The organism is Pseudoxanthomonas helianthi (assembly GCF_017939625.1).
GTDB classification, from domain to species: domain Bacteria; phylum Pseudomonadota; class Gammaproteobacteria; order Xanthomonadales; family Xanthomonadaceae; genus Pseudoxanthomonas_A; species Pseudoxanthomonas_A helianthi.
In genome coordinates this window covers 285,620-302,835 of record NZ_JAGKTC010000003.1, presented here as the reverse complement: position 1 = coordinate 302,835, position 17,216 = coordinate 285,620, and the positions used below count along the sequence as shown (strand labels likewise).

Genomic DNA, 17,216 nt, shown 5'->3' with positions numbered 1-17,216 from the left:
TTCCCCGGAGTTCGGGACATGCACATCGGACAACTCGCGAAACAGGCCGGCGTGACGCCGGACACCATCCGCTATTACGAACGGGAAGGCGTGCTGCCTTCGCCGGCGCGGCTTGAATCCCGCTACCGCAACTACGGCCAGGACGATGTGGCCCGGCTGCAGTTCATCCAGCGCGCCAAGGCGCTCGGCTTCACCCTAGCCGACGTCGGCGAACTGCTGAGCCTGTCCGGCAGCAGGGAATCGGACATGTCGCGGGTCAGGCAGGCCGCGCAGGTGCGGCTGGCCGGCGTCGAAGCCAAGCTGGCCGAACTGACCCGCTTGCGCGACGGCCTGGTCAGCCTGATCGATGCTTGTCCGGGGCATGGGGAACTGCAGGGCTGCCCCATCCTCAATGCACTCGTCGGTGAAACACATGAACACGCCTGATCCTTCCAAACATCCACACCACCATCACCACGACCCGAAGCAGGGCTGCTGTTCATCCGACGCAAAGACGAGCGCGTCGACGCAGGCCGCTCACGACGACCATGGCGCGGCACATGGCTGCTGTTCCGCCAAGAAGGCCGATGCCGCCAATGCGAACCTGGTCACCGATCCGGTCTGCGGCATGCAGGTCGATCCCGCCACCACGCCGCACCACGCGGACCACGAAGGTAGCGAGTACCACTTCTGCTCGGCGCGCTGCCGCGAGAAGTTCGTCGCCGAGCCGGGCAGGTACCTTGCGCCGAAACCCGCGGCGCCGGTCGCGATGCCGAAGGGCACGACCTATACCTGCCCGATGCATCCGCAAATCCGCCAGGAGGGTCCGGGCACCTGTCCGATCTGCGGCATGGCGCTGGAACCGGAAATGCCCAGCCTGGAAGAGGAAGAAAATCCCGAGTTGAAGGATTTCACCCGGCGCTTCTGGTGGACCTTGCCGCTGTCGGTCGTGGTGTTCCTACTCGCGATGTTCGGCAACCGCATCGCATCGCTGGACATGGGCACGCGCACCTGGCTGGAACTCGCGCTTAGCGCGCCGGTCGTCCTGTGGGCCGGCTGGCCGTTCTTCGAGCGTTGCGTGCAGTCGATCCGCAACCGCAGCCCGAACATGTGGACGCTGATCGGTGTCGGCGTGGCCGCGGCCTTCGGCTACAGCGTCGTCGCCACGGTGGCGCCGGGCATCTTCCCGGATTCGTTCCGCGAACATGGCCGCGTCGGCGTGTATTTCGAAGCGGCGGCGGTGATCGTGTCGCTGACCCTGCTGGGCCAGTTGCTGGAGCTGCGTGCGCGATCCAAGACTTCCGCCGCGATCAAGGCGTTGCTGGGACTGGCGCCGAAGACCGCACGGCGCATCAACGACCGTGGCGATGAAGAAGACGTGCCGCTCGAACACGTGCACGTCGGCGACCGCCTGCGCGTGCGCCCGGGCGAGAAGGTGCCGGTCGATGGCATCGTGCTGGAAGGCCGTTCCAGCCTGGACGAATCGATGCTGACCGGCGAGCCGATCCCGGTGGAAAAGACTGCCGGCGGCCAGGTGATCGGCGCGACCCTCAACGGCACCGGCAGCCTGGTGATCCGCGCCGAGAAGATCGGCTCGGAAACCGTGCTGGCGCAGATCGTGCAACTGGTCGCGCAGGCGCAGCGCTCGCGCGCGCCGATGCAGCGCATGGCCGACAGGGTCGCGTTCTGGTTCGTGCTGGCGGTATTCGCCGTCGCCCTGCTGACTTTCTTCGGCTGGGGCCTGTTCGGACCGGAACCTTCGTGGACCTATGCCGTGCTCAACGCGGTGTCGGTGCTGATCATCGCCTGTCCGTGTGCATTGGGCCTGGCCACGCCGATGTCGATCATGGTCGCCACCGGTCGCGCCGCGCACGCCGGCGTGTTGTTCCGCGACGCCGAGGCGATCGAAAACCTGCGCAGGATCGATACGCTGGTCGTCGACAAGACCGGCACGCTGACCGAAGGCAAGCCGGCATTCCGCGATTGCCTGGTCGCACAAGGCTTCGAAAACGACCAGGTGCTGCGCTGGGCGGCCAGTCTGGAGCAGGGCAGCGAACATCCGCTGGCCGAAGCGATCCTCGCCGAGGCGCGGCAGCGCAATCTCCCGCTGGAAAAAGCCGATGGATTCGATTCGGTGACGGGGCAGGGCGTTCGCGGTCGCGTCGAAGGCCACGACCTGGTCCTCGGCAACCAGGCGCTGATGTCATCCGTCGGCGCCGATGTCGCCCCGCTTGCCGATGCGGTGGAACGCCTGCGCGGGCAGGGCGCCAGCGTGATGTTCCTGGCCGCCGATGGTCGTCTCGCCGGCGCGATCGCCGTGGCCGATCCGGTCAAGCCGACCACGCTGCCGGCGCTCAACGAATTGCGCGCCGCAGGCCTGCACATCGTCATGGCTTCCGGCGATGCGCAAGCCACCGCGGAGGCGGTCGGCCGCACGCTGGGCATCGACGACGTGCGCGGCAACGTCAAGCCGCAGGACAAGGCGGAATTGGTGCAGGCATTGAAGGCGCAGGGCAAGCGCGTGGCGATGGCCGGCGACGGCATCAACGACGCGCCGGCACTGGCCGCCGCCGACGTGGGCATCGCGATGGGCACCGGCACCGACGTGGCCATGTCCAGCGCGCAGGTGACCCTGGTCAAGGGCGATCTGCGGCGGATCCTGCAGGCGCGGGCGATTTCCGAAGAGACCGTCGCCAACATGAAGCAGAACCTCGGCTTCGCCTTCCTCTACAACGCCATCGGCGTGCCGGTGGCGGCGGGCGTGCTGTATCCGGTATTCGGTCTGCTGCTCAGCCCGATGATCGCCGCGCTGGCGATGAGCCTGAGTTCGGTTTCGGTGGTCGCGAATGCGCTGCGGCTGGCGAAGATGCGAGCGGACGTGTCGGCATCGATTTCGCATCGCCATGCCGCTTCTACAAGCGGCGGCGCCTCATGTCATTGAAACCGGTCTATCGCAGTGCGTCGGCGGAAACATATTTCCGTTCGACGCGCTTCAGCCCGGAGAGCAGGGTATACGCGCTGGTGCCGCAATGGCGGACCACATCGGCCAAGGGCACCTGCGTTCCCCACAGCTCCACTTCGCTGCCGACGCCTGCGTCGGGCAGGGCGCTGAGGTCGATGGTCAGCATGTCCATCGACACCCTGCCGACGATGCGGCTGGCATGCCCATCGACGGCGACCGGCGTGCCTTCGGGGGCACGCTGCGGATAACCGTCGGCGTAGCCCATCGCGACGACACCGATGCGCATCGACTTCGGCGTAATAAACGTGCCGCCGTAACCGATGGGTTCTCCGGCTTCCAATTCGCGCACGGCAATCACGCGCGAACGCAGGCTCATCACCGGACGCAACGCGTCGGCGCTCGGCTCGGGCCCGACGAAGGGCGACGCGCCGTACAGCATCAGGCCAGGCCGTACCCAGTCGCGGCGCGCATCCGGCCACGCCAGCAGACCAGCGGAATTCGCCAGGCTGCGCACGCCGATGTCGAGCCCGGCGCAGGCTGCGTCGAACGCCGCGATCTGCTCGCGGGTATAGGCGTCGGCCACGTCGTCCGCATTGGCGAAATGGGTCATCGCCACCGCGTCCCGCACCCACGGCAGGCGTTGCAGCCGTTGCCAGGCATCCGCGAATTCCGCTGGCGGCAGGCCGAGCCGATGCATGCCCGAGTCCATCTTCAACCAGATGCGCAGCGGACGTTTCGGCGCGTAGCGTTCCAGCGCGGCGAGCTGCCATTCCGAAGCGATGGCGCACCACAGGTCGTGGCGTTCGATCAGCGGCAATTCGTCGGCTTCGAAAAAACCTTCCAGCAGCAGGATAGGGCGGACGATGCCGGCTTCGCGCAGGGCCAGCGCTTCTTCGATGGCGGCCACGCCGAAGGCTTCGGCTTCAGGCTCAAGCGCGCGCGCGCATTCGACCGCACCGTGGCCGTAAGCATCGGCCTTGACGATGGCCATCGCATGGCTGGCGGTGCCACGCGCCACGCGGTAGTTGTGGCGCAACGCATCGAGATCGATCAGGGCCTGGGCGGGACGCATGGTTTTCAGCCGAACCGGGAAATATCGAGGCCTTCCGGATCGATCTGGGGCGTGCGCCCGGCGATCGTGTCGGCGATGTAGCGGCCCGAGCCGCAAGCCATGGTCCAGCCCAGCGTGCCATGTCCGGTATTGAGGAAAAGGTTGCGCAGCCTGGTCCTGCCCACGACCGGCGGGCCATCCGGCGTAGCGGGGCGCAAACCCGTCCAGAAACTTGCGCCGGCCAAGTCGCCGCCATGCGGATACAGGCTGCGCACGACCTTCTCCAGCGTCTGCCGGCGCTTGTGCCGCAACGCCAGGTCGAAGCCGGAGACTTCCGCCATGCCGCCGACGCGGATGCGCTGGTCGAAGCGGGTAATGGCGACCTTGTAGGTTTCATCCAGCACCGTCGACACCGGCGCCATCGCGGCGTCGGTGATCGACAGGGTCAGCGAATAGCCCTTCAGCGGATACACCGGCAGATCGATGCCCAGCGGCTTCAACAGGTTCGTCGACCAGCTGCCCAGCGCCATCAGGTAGACGTCGGCGGTTTCCACGTGGCCGTCGATGCGCACGCCGTCGAGGCGGTCGCCGGAAGCCTGCAGCCCTTCGATGCGGTGGCCGAAACGGAACTGCACGCCTTCGGCCTCGGCCAGTGCGGCCAGTCGCCGGGTGAACAGATGGCAATCGCCGGTCTGGTCGCCGGGCAGGCGCAAGGCGCCGGCCAGGGTATGGACCACGCCGGCCAGCGCGGGCTCGGCGCGGACGATGCCGTCGCGGTCCAGCACCTCGTACGGCACGCCATATTGCTCGAGCACGGCGATGTCCTTGCCCGCGGCGTCGAGCTGGGCCTGGGTGCGGAACAGCTGGGTGGTGCCCAACTGGCGCGATTCGTATTCGATGCCGGTTTCCGCGCGCAGCTCGTCGAGGCAATCGCGGCTGTATTCGGCCAGCCGGACCATGCGCGCCTTGTTGACCTTGTAGTGTTCGACCGTGCAGTTGCGCCACAGCTGCCACAGCCAGCGGTACTGGGCGAAGTCGGTGGTCGGCCGGATCGCCAGCGGCGCGTCCTTCGACAGCAGCCACTTGATCGCCTTCAGCGGCACGCCGGGCGCCGGCCACGGCGAGGCATAGCCCGGCGAGACCTGTCCGGCATTGCCGAAACTGGTGGCCATCGCCACCGCCGGTTCGCGGTCCACCACGGTGACGTCGAAGCCTGCACGGCGCAGGTACCAGGCGCTGGTCACGCCGATCACGCCGGCGCCAAGAATCAGGATTCGCATGCAATGAACCGGAACAGGAGGACGAAAGCGTCCTTCAAAAAAGGTATGTGAATTGTCTTACACGCCGACGCCTTTAGATAGATGCGAACTGCCGGCATTGGCGTCCGGCACACCGGATTGCTGCCTTATTGAGGCCCGCAACAGCATCAACGCTCGATGGCGCCCACGAGTCGACCTTCGCGATCCACCACCAGCCGCACCCGTTTTTGCCCGTAGTAGAACGTGGTCCGATACAGGCCTTCGTCCGCGCCGGTGCCGCGCTCGCACAAATGGGCGATCTTGCGATCGTCCAGGAGTCGCTTGAATTCGTCGGTGGCCAATCCGAACGCGCTGGCGACCTGCGCGCCGTCGATCTCGATTTCGAATTTCGGATTGAGGCGGATGGGAATGGACTTGGCCATGTCTTTCGATCGGGTGGGTGTGGGCCGAGTCTGGCTGCCTGGATCTGGCGGGGCATTGACCCAGGTCAGAGGCCATATCGCCTCATCCGTAATTTCGCATAATGTATATTATGTAAATATCAGGACCCAGTCCCGGGCGCAGCGGTCGACCCCCGCAGCATCAGGCTGAAAGCCAGGGTCTGCTGGTGCGGCACTTCCACGCCCTCGACGATGGCCAGCAGCAGGTTCACGGCGCGGACGCCGATCTCGCGCATCGGCTGACTGATGGTCGTCAGCGGCGGCGTGAGATACCGCGACGAGGCCAGGTCGTCGAAGCCGACGATCGAAAAGTCTTCCGGCACGCGCACGCCCAGATCCCGGCATGCGGCAAGAACTCCCAGCGCCATCTGGTCGCTGAAACAGAAGGCGGCGGTCGGCGCGGGTGCCTGGCTCAACAGGTCTTTCGCAGCCGCGTAGCCGGATTCGACCGAGAAGTCGCCCGGCGCGACGGTCAGGAGACGCAGGCGGCCGCGTGCCCTGCCCGCGGCCTTGGCCCCTTCCAGGCGTTGCTGGTGCAGGGGGTTGTCGGGCGGGCCGCCGACCACGGCGATCCGCTCGTGCCCCAATTCGTAGAGATGCTCCATCGCGGCGCGCGAGGCGGCGGCGTTGTCGATGTGGACGCTGGGAATGCCCAGTGCGGGATCGAACTCGCATCCGTTGACTACCGGCGCGATGTCGCCCAGTTGCCTGACGATCTCGCGTGCGGTCGGCGGCAGCCGATGCCCGAGGACGATCAAACCATCGGCCTCGTTGCGGCGAAGCATCTGCGCATAACGCTCCTCGCGATCCGGTTGGTGCTGGGTATCGCCAAGCAGGACGGCATAGTCGGCGGCCTGCGCCGCTTCTTCCGCACCCTGCAGGATCTGGGCGAAGAACGGATTGGCGATATCCGGGACCGTGACCAGGATCTTGCCGCTGCGCTGGGTCTTGAGCGTCCTGGCCACCGTGTTGGGGACATAGCCCAACGCGGCGGCGGCCTGCTCGATGCGCTGGCGCGTGGCTGGCAGGACCTTCTCGGGACGGGACAGCGCGCGCGACACCGTACCTGCCGAGACGCCGACGCGCCTTGCGATGTCGTAGATGGTTGCCATGCGTCAGTCCTTCGTTCCCCGGTGCGGTGCACAACAGGTGTTCCGCTGGGCCCATGCTAGGATAATGCAATCGATTGCATCGAGGCGGATTGCAGTGAAAACACTCAAGGGCCCAGCGCTGTTCCTGGCGCAGTTCATCGGTGACAAGCCTCCGTTCGATCGACTGGACACGCTGGCAGAATGGGCCGCCGGGCTCGGCTATTCTGGCGTACAAGTACCGACCAGCGCGCCCCACATCTTCGATCTCGCCCAGGCCGCGCAGAGCCAGGCCTATTGCGACGACATCGCCGGCATGCTGGCCCGGCACGGCATCCAGGTCACCGAGCTGTCCACGCATCTGCAGGGACAGCTGGTCGCCGTCCATCCCGCCTACGACAGCCTGTTCGACGGTTTCGCGCCGCCGGAAAAACGTGGCAATCCCGCGGCCCGGCAGGCTTGGGCCGTCGAGCAGATGACTTTGGCCGCCAAGGCCAGCCAGCGCCTCGGGCTGACGGCGCATGCCACGTTTTCGGGCGCGCTGGCCTGGCCGTATTTCTATCCGTGGCCGCAACGGCCGCCGGGATTGGTGGAAGAAGCCTTCGCCGAACTCGGTCGGCGCTGGCGGCCGATCCTGGATGTCTTCGACGCCTGCGGCGTGGATTTGTGCTACGAGATCCATCCGGGCGAAGACCTGCACGACGGCGCGACCTTCGAGCGCTTCCTCGACGCGGTCGACCACCACCCGCGGGCCAAGATCCTGTACGACCCCAGCCACCTGCTGTTGCAGCAGATGGACTACCTCGGCTTCATCGACCGCTACCACGACCGGATCGGCATCTTCCACGTCAAGGATGCCGAATACCGCGCCAGTGCGCGCAGCGGCGTCTATGGCGGCTACGAGAACTGGATCGATCGCCCCGGACGGTTCCGTTCGCTCGGCGACGGGCAGATCGACTTCAAAGCGATCTTTTCCAAGTTCGCCCAGTACGACTTCCCCGGCTGGGCGGTGCTGGAATGGGAGTGCTGCCTGAAGCATCCGGAGGACGGCGCGCGCGAAGGCGCCGCCTTCATCCGCGACCACCTCATCCGCGTGACCGAACGCGCCTTCGACGATTTCGCCGACAGCGGCGCCGATCCGGACGCGTTGCGCCGCATGCTGGGAATTTGAACCATACCGCCCTGGGAGGGGAAGCCGTGACGTCAACCATGCCGCGCCTGAGCGCGATGATGTTCCTGCAGTTCTTCATCTGGGGCGCGTGGTTCGTGACCCTGGGTACCTACCTGGTGCAAGGCCCGTTGCAGGCCAGTGCGAGCCAGGTGGCGACGGCGTACCTGAGCCAGTCCATCGGCGCGATCGTCGCGCCGTTCCTGGTCGGGCTGATCGCCGACCGCTACTTTGCCGCGCAGCGCATCCTGGCGGTGCTGCACCTGGCCGGCGCGGCGCTGATGTGGGTGGCTTCCACGGCCACGGACTTCAGCACGTTCGCAGGCTGCGTCATGGGCTACATGTTGTTGTTCATGCCGACGCTGGCCTTGGCCAACAGCGTCGCGATGCGGCACATGCAGTCGTCCGAAAAGCAGTTCCCGCTGGTGCGGGTCGCCGGCACCATCGGCTGGATCGTCGCCGGCGTGCTGATCGGCTGGCTGGGTTGGGAACAGGCGCATCGCCTCGAACTGACCTTCCGGATGGCCGCAGCGGCCTCGCTGGTCCTCGGCCTGTATGCGTTCACCCTCCCCCACACCCCGCCGCTGGCGCAACAACGCAACGCCACGCTCGGGCAGATCCTGGGGCTGGATGCGCTGCGCCTGCTGAAATCGCGTGCGTACCTGGTGTTCTTCCTGGCCTCGATCGCCATCTGCGTCCCGCTGTCGTTCTACTACAACTTCACCAATCCCTACCTCAACGACCTCGGCGTGCGCGGTGCGGCCGGTTTGCAATCGCTCGGCCAGGTGTCCGAGGTGCTGCTGATGCTGGCCATGCCGTTCCTGTTCGTGCGCCTGGGCGTGAAGACCATGCTCGCGGTGGGCATGGCGGCCTGGGTGCTGCGCTATGGCATGTTCGCCTATGGCAATGCCGACAGCGGATTCGCCCTGCTGGTGATCGGCATCGTGCTGCACGGCATCTGCTACGACTTCTTCTTCGTCACCGGGCAGATCTACACCGATGCCCATGCGGGCCCCGACACCCGCAGCAGCGCGCAGGGTTTCATCACCCTGGCGACCTACGGCGTCGGCATGCTGATCGGTACCTTCCTGTCCGGCGCGGTCGTGGAGCACTACACCACCGCGACGGGTCCCGACTGGCGGCATATCTGGCTGTTCCCGGCCGGCGTCGCGCTGGTCGTGCTGGTCGCCTTCCTGTTCCTGTTCCGCGAACGGCCGGCTGCCGTCGCTGCGCCGTCCACGCACTGAGAGCCCCGAAAGATGAGCAAGCTTGGCATCGCCATCGTGGGCACCGGGATGATCGGCGCCGTGCATCGTCGCGCGGCGCTGCTGGCCGGCGCCGTCATCCGCGGCGTGGGCGCGTCGTCGCCGGAACGCGCGAAGGAAGTAGCGCAGTCCTGGGATGTTCCGCGCGCCTATCGCGATATCGAGGAAGTCGTCGCCGATCCGCAGGTGCAGGTCGTGCATGTGTGCACGCCCAACCACCTGCACCGGCCGATGGCTCAGGCCGCGCTGCAGGCCGGCAAGCACGTAGTCTGCGAGAAGCCGCTGGCCACGACGCTGGAAGACGCCACGGCGCTGGCGTCGTTGGCCGCTTCGACCGGCCTGGTGGCCACGGTACCCTTCGTCTATCGCTATCACCCGGTCGTGCGCGAAGCGCGTGCACGCATCGCCCAGGGTGAGCTTGGGCCGTTGCGCCTGATCCATGGCAGCTACCTGCAGGACTGGTTGCTGGATCCGGCCAGCAACAACTGGCGCGTCGATCCGGCGCTGGGCGGTGCATCGCGCGTGTTCGCCGACATCGGCTCGCACTGGTGCGACCTGGTGGAATGGGTGGGCGGCGAGCGCTTCGTCGACGTCAGCGCCGTCTTCGAGACCGTGATCGCCGAGCGCGGCGCCACCGCTGGCCAGAGCTTCACCACGCCCGCAGCCGGCGGCGCGATGCAAGCCGTGTCGAGCGAAGACGTCGCCGCGGCCATGTTCAAGACCGCAAGCGGCACGCTGGCCTCGTTGACCGTCAGCCAGGTCTCGGCCGGACGCAAGAACCGCCTGTGGTTCGAGATCGATGGCGCCAGGGCCAGCGTGGCGTTCGACCAGGAAGACTGCGAACGCCTCTGGATCGGCCTGCCCGACCAGCGCGAGGAAGTCTTCGTGCGCGGCCCGGGGGCCGGAAGCGCCGAGCAGCGCAGGCTCTCGGTGTTCCCGGCCGGCCACGCGCAAGGCTACGGCAACTGCTTCGAGGCTTTCGTCGCGGACACCTATCGCGCCATCGCTGCCGAACGGCCCGAAGGGCTGCCGACCTTCGACGATGGCCTGCGTTCAGCGCTGATCGTCGATCGTGTCATCGCATCGGCCAAGAGCCGCGCCTGGACCCCCATCGGTTGAGCGAAGGGCGACCCGCCCTGCTCCACTCCTTGTTCGTAATCATCGGAATCACGTGAGGACATCATGACGAACAACACCCCACGCAAGCTCGCGACCGCCGCGCTCCTGCTCTTCGCCGCCCTGCCCGGCTTCGCGAAGGAAACCGGCGCCCGGACCAAGCCCATCGCAGTGCAGATGTACACGCTGCGCAACGTCGCTTCGCTCGACGAACGGTTGAAGATCGTCCATGACGCAGGCGTGCATGCAGTGGAAACGGTCGGCACGCAGGATGTCACCGCCGCGGAACTCAAGCGACTGCTGGACAAGTATTCGATCAAGGCCATCTCCAGCCACGTGCAACTGGCCGATCTGCGCAACAACCTCGACAGCGTGGTCGCCTTCAACAAGTCGATCGGCAACACCGTGCTGGTGATGCCTTACCTGGCCGAAAAGGATCGCCCGACCGATGCCGCGGGCTGGATCGCATTGGGCAAGGAACTGGGCGAGCTCTCGAAGCAGGTCCAGGCCAAGGGCATGACCCTGGCCTATCACAACCACGCCTTCGAACTGGTCGATTTCAACGGCAAGACGGGCCTTGAACTCCTGTTCGAAGCGGCCGGACCCCAGCTCAAGACCGAACTCGACCTGGCCTGGGTCGCGCGCGCCGGCTACGACCCGGCAGTGATGCTCGGCAAATTCCGTGGCCGCGTGTTCGCGGTGCACGCCAAGGACAATGCGCCGGCGGGCCAGGCCAAGGACGAGGGCGGTTTCGCCGCGCTGGGCCAGGGCGTGCTGGATTGGAAGAAGATCCTGCCCGCCGCCGCGGACGCGGGCGTGCAGTGGTACATCATCGAGCACGACGAACCGCTCGATCCGGCCAAGGTCGTGAAGACCGGCGCGGATTACCTGCGCGCGCACCTCCCCGCAAACGGCACTCGCCAGTAACCGACGGAGCCCGTGTTGAAAACCATCCTCACAGTAGCCCTGGTCGCCTCCGCAGCGATGCTTGCGGCCCCCGCATCCGCCGCGGAAGACGCCGCGACGGGCGCCAAACTCTACTCGGCCAATTGCTCGTCCTGCCACGGCGCCAACCGCGCGGGCATTCCGGGCATGTTTCCCGCGCTCACCGACGTGGGCAAGCGCCTCGACGCGAAACAGATCAAGGAAAAGATCACCAAAGGGGGCGGACTGATGCCGCCCTTCAGCCAACTGTCCGAGAAGGACATCGAAGACATCACGGCCTACCTGAAAAAATAGGACGCGTGGGCGCGGAAACGCGTTCCGCGCCCTTCGCTTACAGCTCGCGCACCCAGATGTTGCGATAGCTGACCTTGGAATCGTGGTCCTGCAGATAGATCGGCGCGCAGCCATGCGGCGAATACGAGGGCGCGCCGATGTATTCGGTCTTGCCCGACAGGACGGTGTCGTTCTGCACCAGGACGCCGTTGTGCAGCACGGTGATCCGGGCGGGCGAAACCAGGCCGCCGCCGTCCGAGAAACGCGGCGCCTTCCAGATGACGTCGTACACCTGCCACTCGCCCGGGGCGCGCGAGGCATTCACCAGCGGGATGGACTGCTTGTAGATCGACGCGGCCTGGCCGTTGGAATAGGTCGGATTGTTGTAGCTATCGAGCACCTGCAGCTCATAGACCTCCTGCAGGAAGATGCCGCTGTTGCCACGATGCTGGCCGTCGAAGCCTTTCGTCTCGGTCGGCGTGCGCCATTCCACGTGCAACTGGATGTCGCAGAAACGCTGCTTCGTGCGAATTCCCTTGCTACCCGGTACCACGGTGAACGCGCCATCGGCAACGGTCCAAGGCGCCTTGCCGCCCTGCTCTCCTTCCCAGGCCGAAAGATCCTTGCCGCCGAACAGCACCACGGCGTCGGAGGGCGACGCGCCGCTGGGCGTGGCGACGGCCGCGGGAACCGGTTTCCAGACTTCGGTCTTCGCGGGATCGCGCGACGGGTCGTTCTGCGCTTGCGCGAACGCGGGCGCCGCGATCAGCAAACAGGTCCCCATCAGGACGGGGCGAGTCATCTTGGCGTCCATCAGGTCGCCCACCCGGGCGTACCCGGCTCATAGTGCATGTCGCCGTCATAGCGACCCGGCACGGCGACGTATCGCAATACCTTCGTCGATCCCACCTCCGAGGTGAAGAAACTGAAGATGGCGAGCTGCTTGATCATCGTGAAGTAATGCGGCTTCAACGCTTCCTTGTCGGCGCCGCTGGCTGCGGCTATCGCCTTGGCCTGCTTCCTGGCTTCGGCGTCCAGGGTGCGCAGCAGTTCGGTGCGCGCTTCGGGCTTCAGCGACACGAAGCGGCCGCCGGCGCGCTTGTCGATGTCGGCCAGGCCGGCGCGGAACGTCGCCTGGTTCTCCGCGGTGTAGCAGTCGGTGGCGAATTGCGCCATGAACAGGCCCACGCCCGCGTCCTTCGCGCCCGGCGTCTTGGTCCGCGGCAGGATGGTTTCCGCGATCTCGTCCAGCGTGGCCACGTCGGCTGCGGAAAAGGCATTGTTGGCCGCCGGAACCGGTTCCTGTCCGTAGACGAAGGCCGGTACGCCGATCATGGCCGCGCCGGTGGCGGCGGCGATCATCTTCAGGAGGTCACGACGTTCCATCACAGGTTCCCCGCCTTGAGTTCGCGCACCGCGTGGTCCGCCGCCCGCGCCGTCAACGCCATGTACGTCAGCGACGGATTCACGCAACCACTGGAGGTCATGCAGGCGCCGTCGGTGACGTAGACGTTCGGCGCGTCCCACACCTGGTTGTGCATGTTCAGCACCGAGTTCTTCCGGTCCCGGCCCATGCGCGCCGTGCCCATTTCGTGGATGCCCATGCCGGGCGCGTAGTCGTTGTCGTGCGCCCTGACGTCCTTGACGCCCGCCGCTTCCAGCATCTCGGCGGCGTCCGCGCCCATGTCCTTGCGCATGGCCATTTCGTTCTCGCGTATGGACACATCCATCGCCAGCACCGGCAAGCCCCACTTGTCCTTGCGGTTCGGATCCAGGCTGATCTTGTTGTCGTGGTAGGGCAGCATCTCGCCGAAACCGGTCATGCCGATGTGCCAATCGCCCGGCAGGGTCAACGCATCCTTCAGGTCGGCACCGATGTTGAGCTCGGCGATCTCGCGCGACCATCCCGAACGGCTGGCCCCGCCCTGGTAACCGAACCCGCGGATATAACCGCGCTTGTCGCCGCCGACGTTGCGGAAACGCGGGATGTAGAAGCCGCAGGGACGACGGCCGTAGTAATACTTGTCCTCGTAGCCGTCGACCCGGCCGGACGCGCCGACGCGGAAATGGTGGTCCATGACGTTGTGCCCCAGCTCGCCCGAGGAAGAACCCAGCCCGCCTTCCCAGACATCGGTGGCCGAGTTCATCAGCAGCCAGGTCGAGTTGAAGGCCGATGCGTTGAGGAAAACGACCTTGGCGGTGTACTGGTAGGTCTGGCCGGTCTCGGCATCGATGATCTCCACCCCGCGCGCCCGCTTGCGGTCCTTGTCGTAGAGCACTTCCTTGACGATCGAGAACGGACGCAGGGTCAGGTTGCCGGTCTTCATCGCCGCCGGCAGCGTCGCCGACTGGGTCGAGAAGTACGCGCCGAACGGACAGCCCAGGATGCACTTGTTGCGGTACTGGCAATTGACCCGGCCCTGCTCGGGCTTGGGCTGGGTGATGTTCGCGGTACGCGAATGGATCAGGTGGCGCGTGCCGCCGAATGCCTGCTTGATCCGGGCCGCCACGTCCTTCTCGACGATGTTCAGCGGGATGGGCGGCAGGAACTCGCCGTCCGGAAGCACGTCCAGCCCCTCGCGGGTGCCGGCGATGCCGGCGAACTTCTCCACGTAGTCGTACCACGGCGCGATGTCGGCGTAGCGGATCGGCCAGTCGGTGCCGATGCCGTCCTTTAGGTTCGCTTCGAAATCCAGCTCGGACAGGCGATAGCTCTGCCGGCCCCACAGCAGCGAGCGGCCGCCGACGTGGTAGCCGCGGAACCAGTCGAAGCGCTTGGTCTCGGTGTAGGGGCAGTCCTTCTCGTCGGCCCACATTCCCGCGGTTTCCTCGGAAAGCGGGTAGTCGCGCTTCAACACCGGATGGTCCGCGATCATCGCCTGGGTCGGCTCGCCGCGATGCGGGTAGTTCCAGGCCTCCTTGGTCGCGTTGACGTAATCCTTGACGTGCTCGATGTTGCGGCCGCGCTCCAGCATCAGGACCTTGAGGCCCTTCTCGGTCAGTTCCTTGGCAGCCCAACCGCCGCTGATGCCCGAGCCGACGACGATGGCGTCGTAGTGATTGTCTGCCATGGGTTTGTTCACCTAGGTGGATGTATTTTTCAGACGTCGCAGAGGCGTATCGCCTCGCGCAGCGAAGCGACCGGGTCCGGACCTTCGGCTTCGAACTCCTGCGCCACGTATCCCTGGAAGCCGGTGTCGCGGATCGCGCGACAGATCGCCGGATAGTTGAGTTCCTGGTTGTCGCCGATCTCGTGCCGGCCGGGCACGCCCGCCGTGTGGTAGTGCTTGAAGCACTCGTGGTGCTTGCGGATGGTGGCGATGACGTCGCCTTCCATGATCTGCATGTGGTAGATGTCGTACAGCAGGCCGAAGTTGTCCGACCCGATCCGCTTGCACAGCTCCACGCCCCACGCGGAGTGATCGCACAGGTAGTCGTGGTGGTCGACCTTGGAGTTCAGCAACTCCATCACCAGCACGACACCGCGCTTCTCGGCATGGCCCAGAATGCGCTTCAGCCCGGCCTCCGCATTGGCCATTCCCACCGCGGGGTCCATGCCGTTGCGATTGCCGGAGAAGCAGATCAGGTTGCGGTAACCGGCATCGGCGACCAGGTCGATGTGGCGGGTGTAGCGTTCCACCAGCTGGTCGTGGAATTCGGTGGCGGCGAAGCCCTTGGTCAGGCCCAGTTCCGCGCCGTTGCACATCGAGCTGTACACGCCATGCGCCTTCAGGACGGACCATTCATCCGGGCCGACCAGATCGATGGCGGCAAAGCCGATGTCCTTCACCGTCTGGCAAAGCTGGGCGAGCGACTGGTTGGAAAGGGTCCAGCGGCAGACAGAATGTTTCAGGTTGCCCTTCAGCGGCGATGCGGCGGCGAACCCGGGCAGCATGCCTGTGGCAACCAGCCCGAGGCCCCCCATCGCCGCAGAACGAAGTGCACTGCGCCTGGTGAACTTGGAATCCAGAGCGCTCATCGCGGCATCCTTACGTCACAAAGGAAAGTTCTCTGCAACAAATCTTTCGAGGTATCGCGCAACGGGGATGCACACCGGCTGGCGCTGCTGCGCGCCGGCCCGATCGAATAGATGCCCATTCATCTTCCGGCCTCCCGACCGGTACGAAACCTTGAAGATTCGCCTTGATGCAATCGATTGCAACATTAAACAGCGAAATGCCTCATGGCAATACTTCAGGCATGACTTCTTATGCTGCAAGGCACAACGCGACGCGACGTTTTCGCTCGCGCAGACTGCCTGGGTGCCTTCGGTGATCATCCCCGTCGATGATCGCATGCGCGCGCGTCCGGGCGCTGCAATGTTCGTGTACGAAACTCGTGGCGATGCCTCTATCCGTTTCGACATCCGCCGCTCCGGCGAAGAGGCGACGGCCTGTCTTCACGAAGTTCGCGGGAAACGCGATGCCCGCATCAATTCCCGGCGCGATCCAAGTTGTACTGCGCAGCCGCTGCGTTGTTGATCAGGCCCGACAGCGGCAGCAATTGGCTCAGGAAGCGATTCCAGCGCGTCACCCCCGCCGGACCGACCCAGACCACATCGCCTGCCCGCAGCGGAAAACGCGAGCCGAGCGCGAAAGCCGCCGGCGACTTGGCGTTCAAGTGATAGACCGTGGTCTGCGCATTCTGCAGATCCTCGATGCCGCGGATCACGTAGACCGCGCTGCCTTTCGAGGTCACCGGATTGAGTCCACCACTGCGGCCCAGGGCCTGGGTCAGCGACAGATCGGTGGTCTTGAAGGTGATCGCCTGCGGACGCATCACTTCGCCGATCACGTAGACCTGCTTGCGATCGTTGAACGGCAGGAACAACTGGTCGCCGGGCTTCAGGTAAATGGTCGGCGCGGTCTTGCCGTCGCGGTTCAACGCATCGAGGTCGATCGGATAATTGCGTTGGTCGCGGGTCAGCACGAAACCGGACAGATCTGCCTGTTCCGGATCGATCCGCGCCTTGCCGATGGCCTGCGCCAAGGTCAGCGGAACGGTGGTGATTTCCTGGGGCGTGGTATCGGCGAACGCGCCCTGCACCGAAACCCGGCTGCCATAACCGACCACGTTGACGTCGAGCTGCGGATCGCGCAGGTACTTCGACAGGCGATTGGCCAGTGTGCTGCGCAATTGCTCGATCGACATGCCGGTCACGTTGATCTTGCCGGCGTAGGGATAGAAGAAGCTGCCGTCCGGCTGCACCAAGCGTCCATTGGTCACTGCCTGCTGCTGGCTGCCGGCAGGCGTGGTGAGTTCCGGGTGATCCCAGACCGTGACCAGCAAGGTATCGCCCGGTTGGATGCGATAGGTTTCCGGGCGATAGCTGACGATTTCCGAAGGCAACGCCGCGGCCGGCACGGACGGTTGGGCACTAGCCAGCAGCTGCGGGGTGATCGCCACCACGCGCGGCTCGTTGCCCTGCACCGTGGCGTTGTCGCTTTCGCCGCGCACGGACATCTGCTGGCCGGTGCAGCCGGCGAACATGGCGACGCACAGGGCGGCAGCCAGGGACTTGGTCATGGTGTTCATCGTGTGCCCTCCTTGCGGGCGGCGTGAACGAAAGGATTGCGGCAATGCGATGCATTGCGTTCGCCGACGGTGGTGCACGGCGGTGCTGTCGAGCCTAGTTTTCGCGGTGCGTGCTCCGCGTGAAATGCATCGCGC

Annotated in this window: 17 protein-coding genes; 8 read left to right on the top strand and 9 right to left on the bottom strand. The window is 65.7% G+C overall.

Translation table 11 applies throughout. The features are described 5' to 3' along the window. Nucleotides 1-18: 18 nt before the first annotated feature. The gene (locus J5837_RS13160; RefSeq protein WP_210537224.1) at nt 19-426 is read left to right on the top strand and encodes a heavy metal-responsive transcriptional regulator; all 408 of its coding nucleotides are present in this window, start codon (nt 19-21) and stop codon (nt 424-426) included. Beyond that, entirely contained in the window at nt 413-2,920 is a 2,508-nt protein-coding gene (locus J5837_RS13155; RefSeq protein WP_210537223.1) for a heavy metal translocating P-type ATPase, read from the top strand. Before J5837_RS13160 ends, J5837_RS13155 begins: the two co-directional genes overlap by 14 nt. Before the next feature lie 7 nt (nt 2,921-2,927). Here J5837_RS13155 and alr read toward each other — a convergent pair whose 3' ends face one another. From alr to J5837_RS13135, 4 genes are all read right to left on the bottom strand, one after another. Further along, nucleotides 2,928-4,013, bottom strand: coding sequence for an alanine racemase (gene alr / locus J5837_RS13150; RefSeq protein ID WP_210537222.1), 1,086 nt, complete (start codon nt 4,011-4,013; stop codon nt 2,928-2,930). Between the two features lie 5 nt (nt 4,014-4,018). Next, nucleotides 4,019-5,272 (bottom strand): D-amino acid dehydrogenase, encoded by a 1,254-nt coding sequence (locus J5837_RS13145; RefSeq protein WP_210537221.1) that lies wholly within the window; start codon nt 5,270-5,272, stop codon nt 4,019-4,021. A 146-nt stretch (nt 5,273-5,418) separates the two neighbouring features. Next, nucleotides 5,419-5,673, bottom strand: a complete 255-nt coding sequence (locus tag J5837_RS13140) for a DUF6522 family protein (protein ID WP_210537220.1) — start codon at nt 5,671-5,673, stop codon at nt 5,419-5,421. A gap of 119 nt (nt 5,674-5,792) precedes the next feature. After that, nucleotides 5,793-6,803, bottom strand: coding sequence for a LacI family DNA-binding transcriptional regulator (locus tag J5837_RS13135; RefSeq protein WP_210537219.1), 1,011 nt, complete (start codon nt 6,801-6,803; stop codon nt 5,793-5,795). Nucleotides 6,804-6,897: 94 nt separating this feature from the next. Here J5837_RS13135 and J5837_RS13130 point away from each other — a divergent pair, with 94 nt between their 5' ends. From J5837_RS13130 to J5837_RS13110, 5 genes are all read left to right on the top strand, one after another. Continuing rightward, a complete protein-coding gene (locus J5837_RS13130) occupies nt 6,898-7,950 on the top strand; it encodes a sugar phosphate isomerase/epimerase family protein (RefSeq protein ID WP_210537218.1) in 1,053 nt (350 codons plus the stop codon). Nucleotides 7,951-7,976: 26 nt separating this feature from the next. Further along, a complete protein-coding gene (locus tag J5837_RS13125; RefSeq protein ID WP_210537217.1) occupies nt 7,977-9,194 on the top strand; it encodes a nucleoside permease in 1,218 nt (405 codons plus the stop codon). 12 nt (nt 9,195-9,206) lie between these two features. Next, complete coding sequence (locus J5837_RS13120) at nt 9,207-10,331, top strand: Gfo/Idh/MocA family protein (RefSeq protein ID WP_210537216.1); 1,125 nt, start codon at nt 9,207-9,209, stop codon at nt 10,329-10,331. 63 nt (nt 10,332-10,394) lie between these two features. Further along, a complete protein-coding gene (locus J5837_RS13115) occupies nt 10,395-11,255 on the top strand; it encodes a sugar phosphate isomerase/epimerase family protein (protein WP_210537215.1) in 861 nt (286 codons plus the stop codon). A 15-nt stretch (nt 11,256-11,270) separates the two neighbouring features. Beyond that, nucleotides 11,271-11,567: a c-type cytochrome gene (locus tag J5837_RS13110; RefSeq protein ID WP_425504845.1), complete on the top strand. Its 297-nt coding sequence runs from the start codon at nt 11,271-11,273 to the stop codon at nt 11,565-11,567. A gap of 37 nt (nt 11,568-11,604) precedes the next feature. On the opposite strand, the gene J5837_RS13105 is transcribed toward J5837_RS13110, so the two are convergent. From J5837_RS13105 to J5837_RS13090, 4 genes are read right to left on the bottom strand one after another with little or no spacing between them, the layout of a single operon-like run. Beyond that, nucleotides 11,605-12,360 (bottom strand): 3-keto-disaccharide hydrolase, encoded by a 756-nt coding sequence (locus J5837_RS13105; RefSeq protein WP_425504844.1) that lies wholly within the window; start codon nt 12,358-12,360, stop codon nt 11,605-11,607. Beyond that, complete coding sequence (locus J5837_RS13100; RefSeq protein ID WP_210537213.1) at nt 12,360-12,932, bottom strand: gluconate 2-dehydrogenase subunit 3 family protein; 573 nt, start codon at nt 12,930-12,932, stop codon at nt 12,360-12,362. Before J5837_RS13100 ends, J5837_RS13105 begins: the two co-directional genes overlap by 1 nt. Further along, complete coding sequence (locus J5837_RS13095) at nt 12,932-14,617, bottom strand: GMC oxidoreductase (RefSeq protein ID WP_210537212.1); 1,686 nt, start codon at nt 14,615-14,617, stop codon at nt 12,932-12,934. The genes J5837_RS13100 and J5837_RS13095 overlap by 1 nt, the downstream gene beginning before the upstream one ends. 29 nt (nt 14,618-14,646) lie before the next feature. Beyond that, entirely contained in the window at nt 14,647-15,441 is a 795-nt protein-coding gene (locus tag J5837_RS13090) for a hydroxypyruvate isomerase family protein (protein WP_210537570.1), read from the bottom strand. Nucleotides 15,442-15,676: 235 nt separating this feature from the next. Between J5837_RS13090 and J5837_RS13085 the strand changes: the two genes are divergently transcribed. Further along, complete coding sequence (locus J5837_RS13085) at nt 15,677-16,027, top strand: hypothetical protein (RefSeq protein WP_210537211.1); 351 nt, start codon at nt 15,677-15,679, stop codon at nt 16,025-16,027. Here the strand turns inward: J5837_RS13085 and J5837_RS13080 are convergent. After that, nucleotides 15,978-17,072 (bottom strand): polysaccharide biosynthesis/export family protein, encoded by a 1,095-nt coding sequence (locus tag J5837_RS13080; protein ID WP_244755953.1) that lies wholly within the window; start codon nt 17,070-17,072, stop codon nt 15,978-15,980. The genes J5837_RS13085 and J5837_RS13080 overlap by 50 nt on opposite strands. Nucleotides 17,073-17,216: the final 144 nt, after the last annotated feature.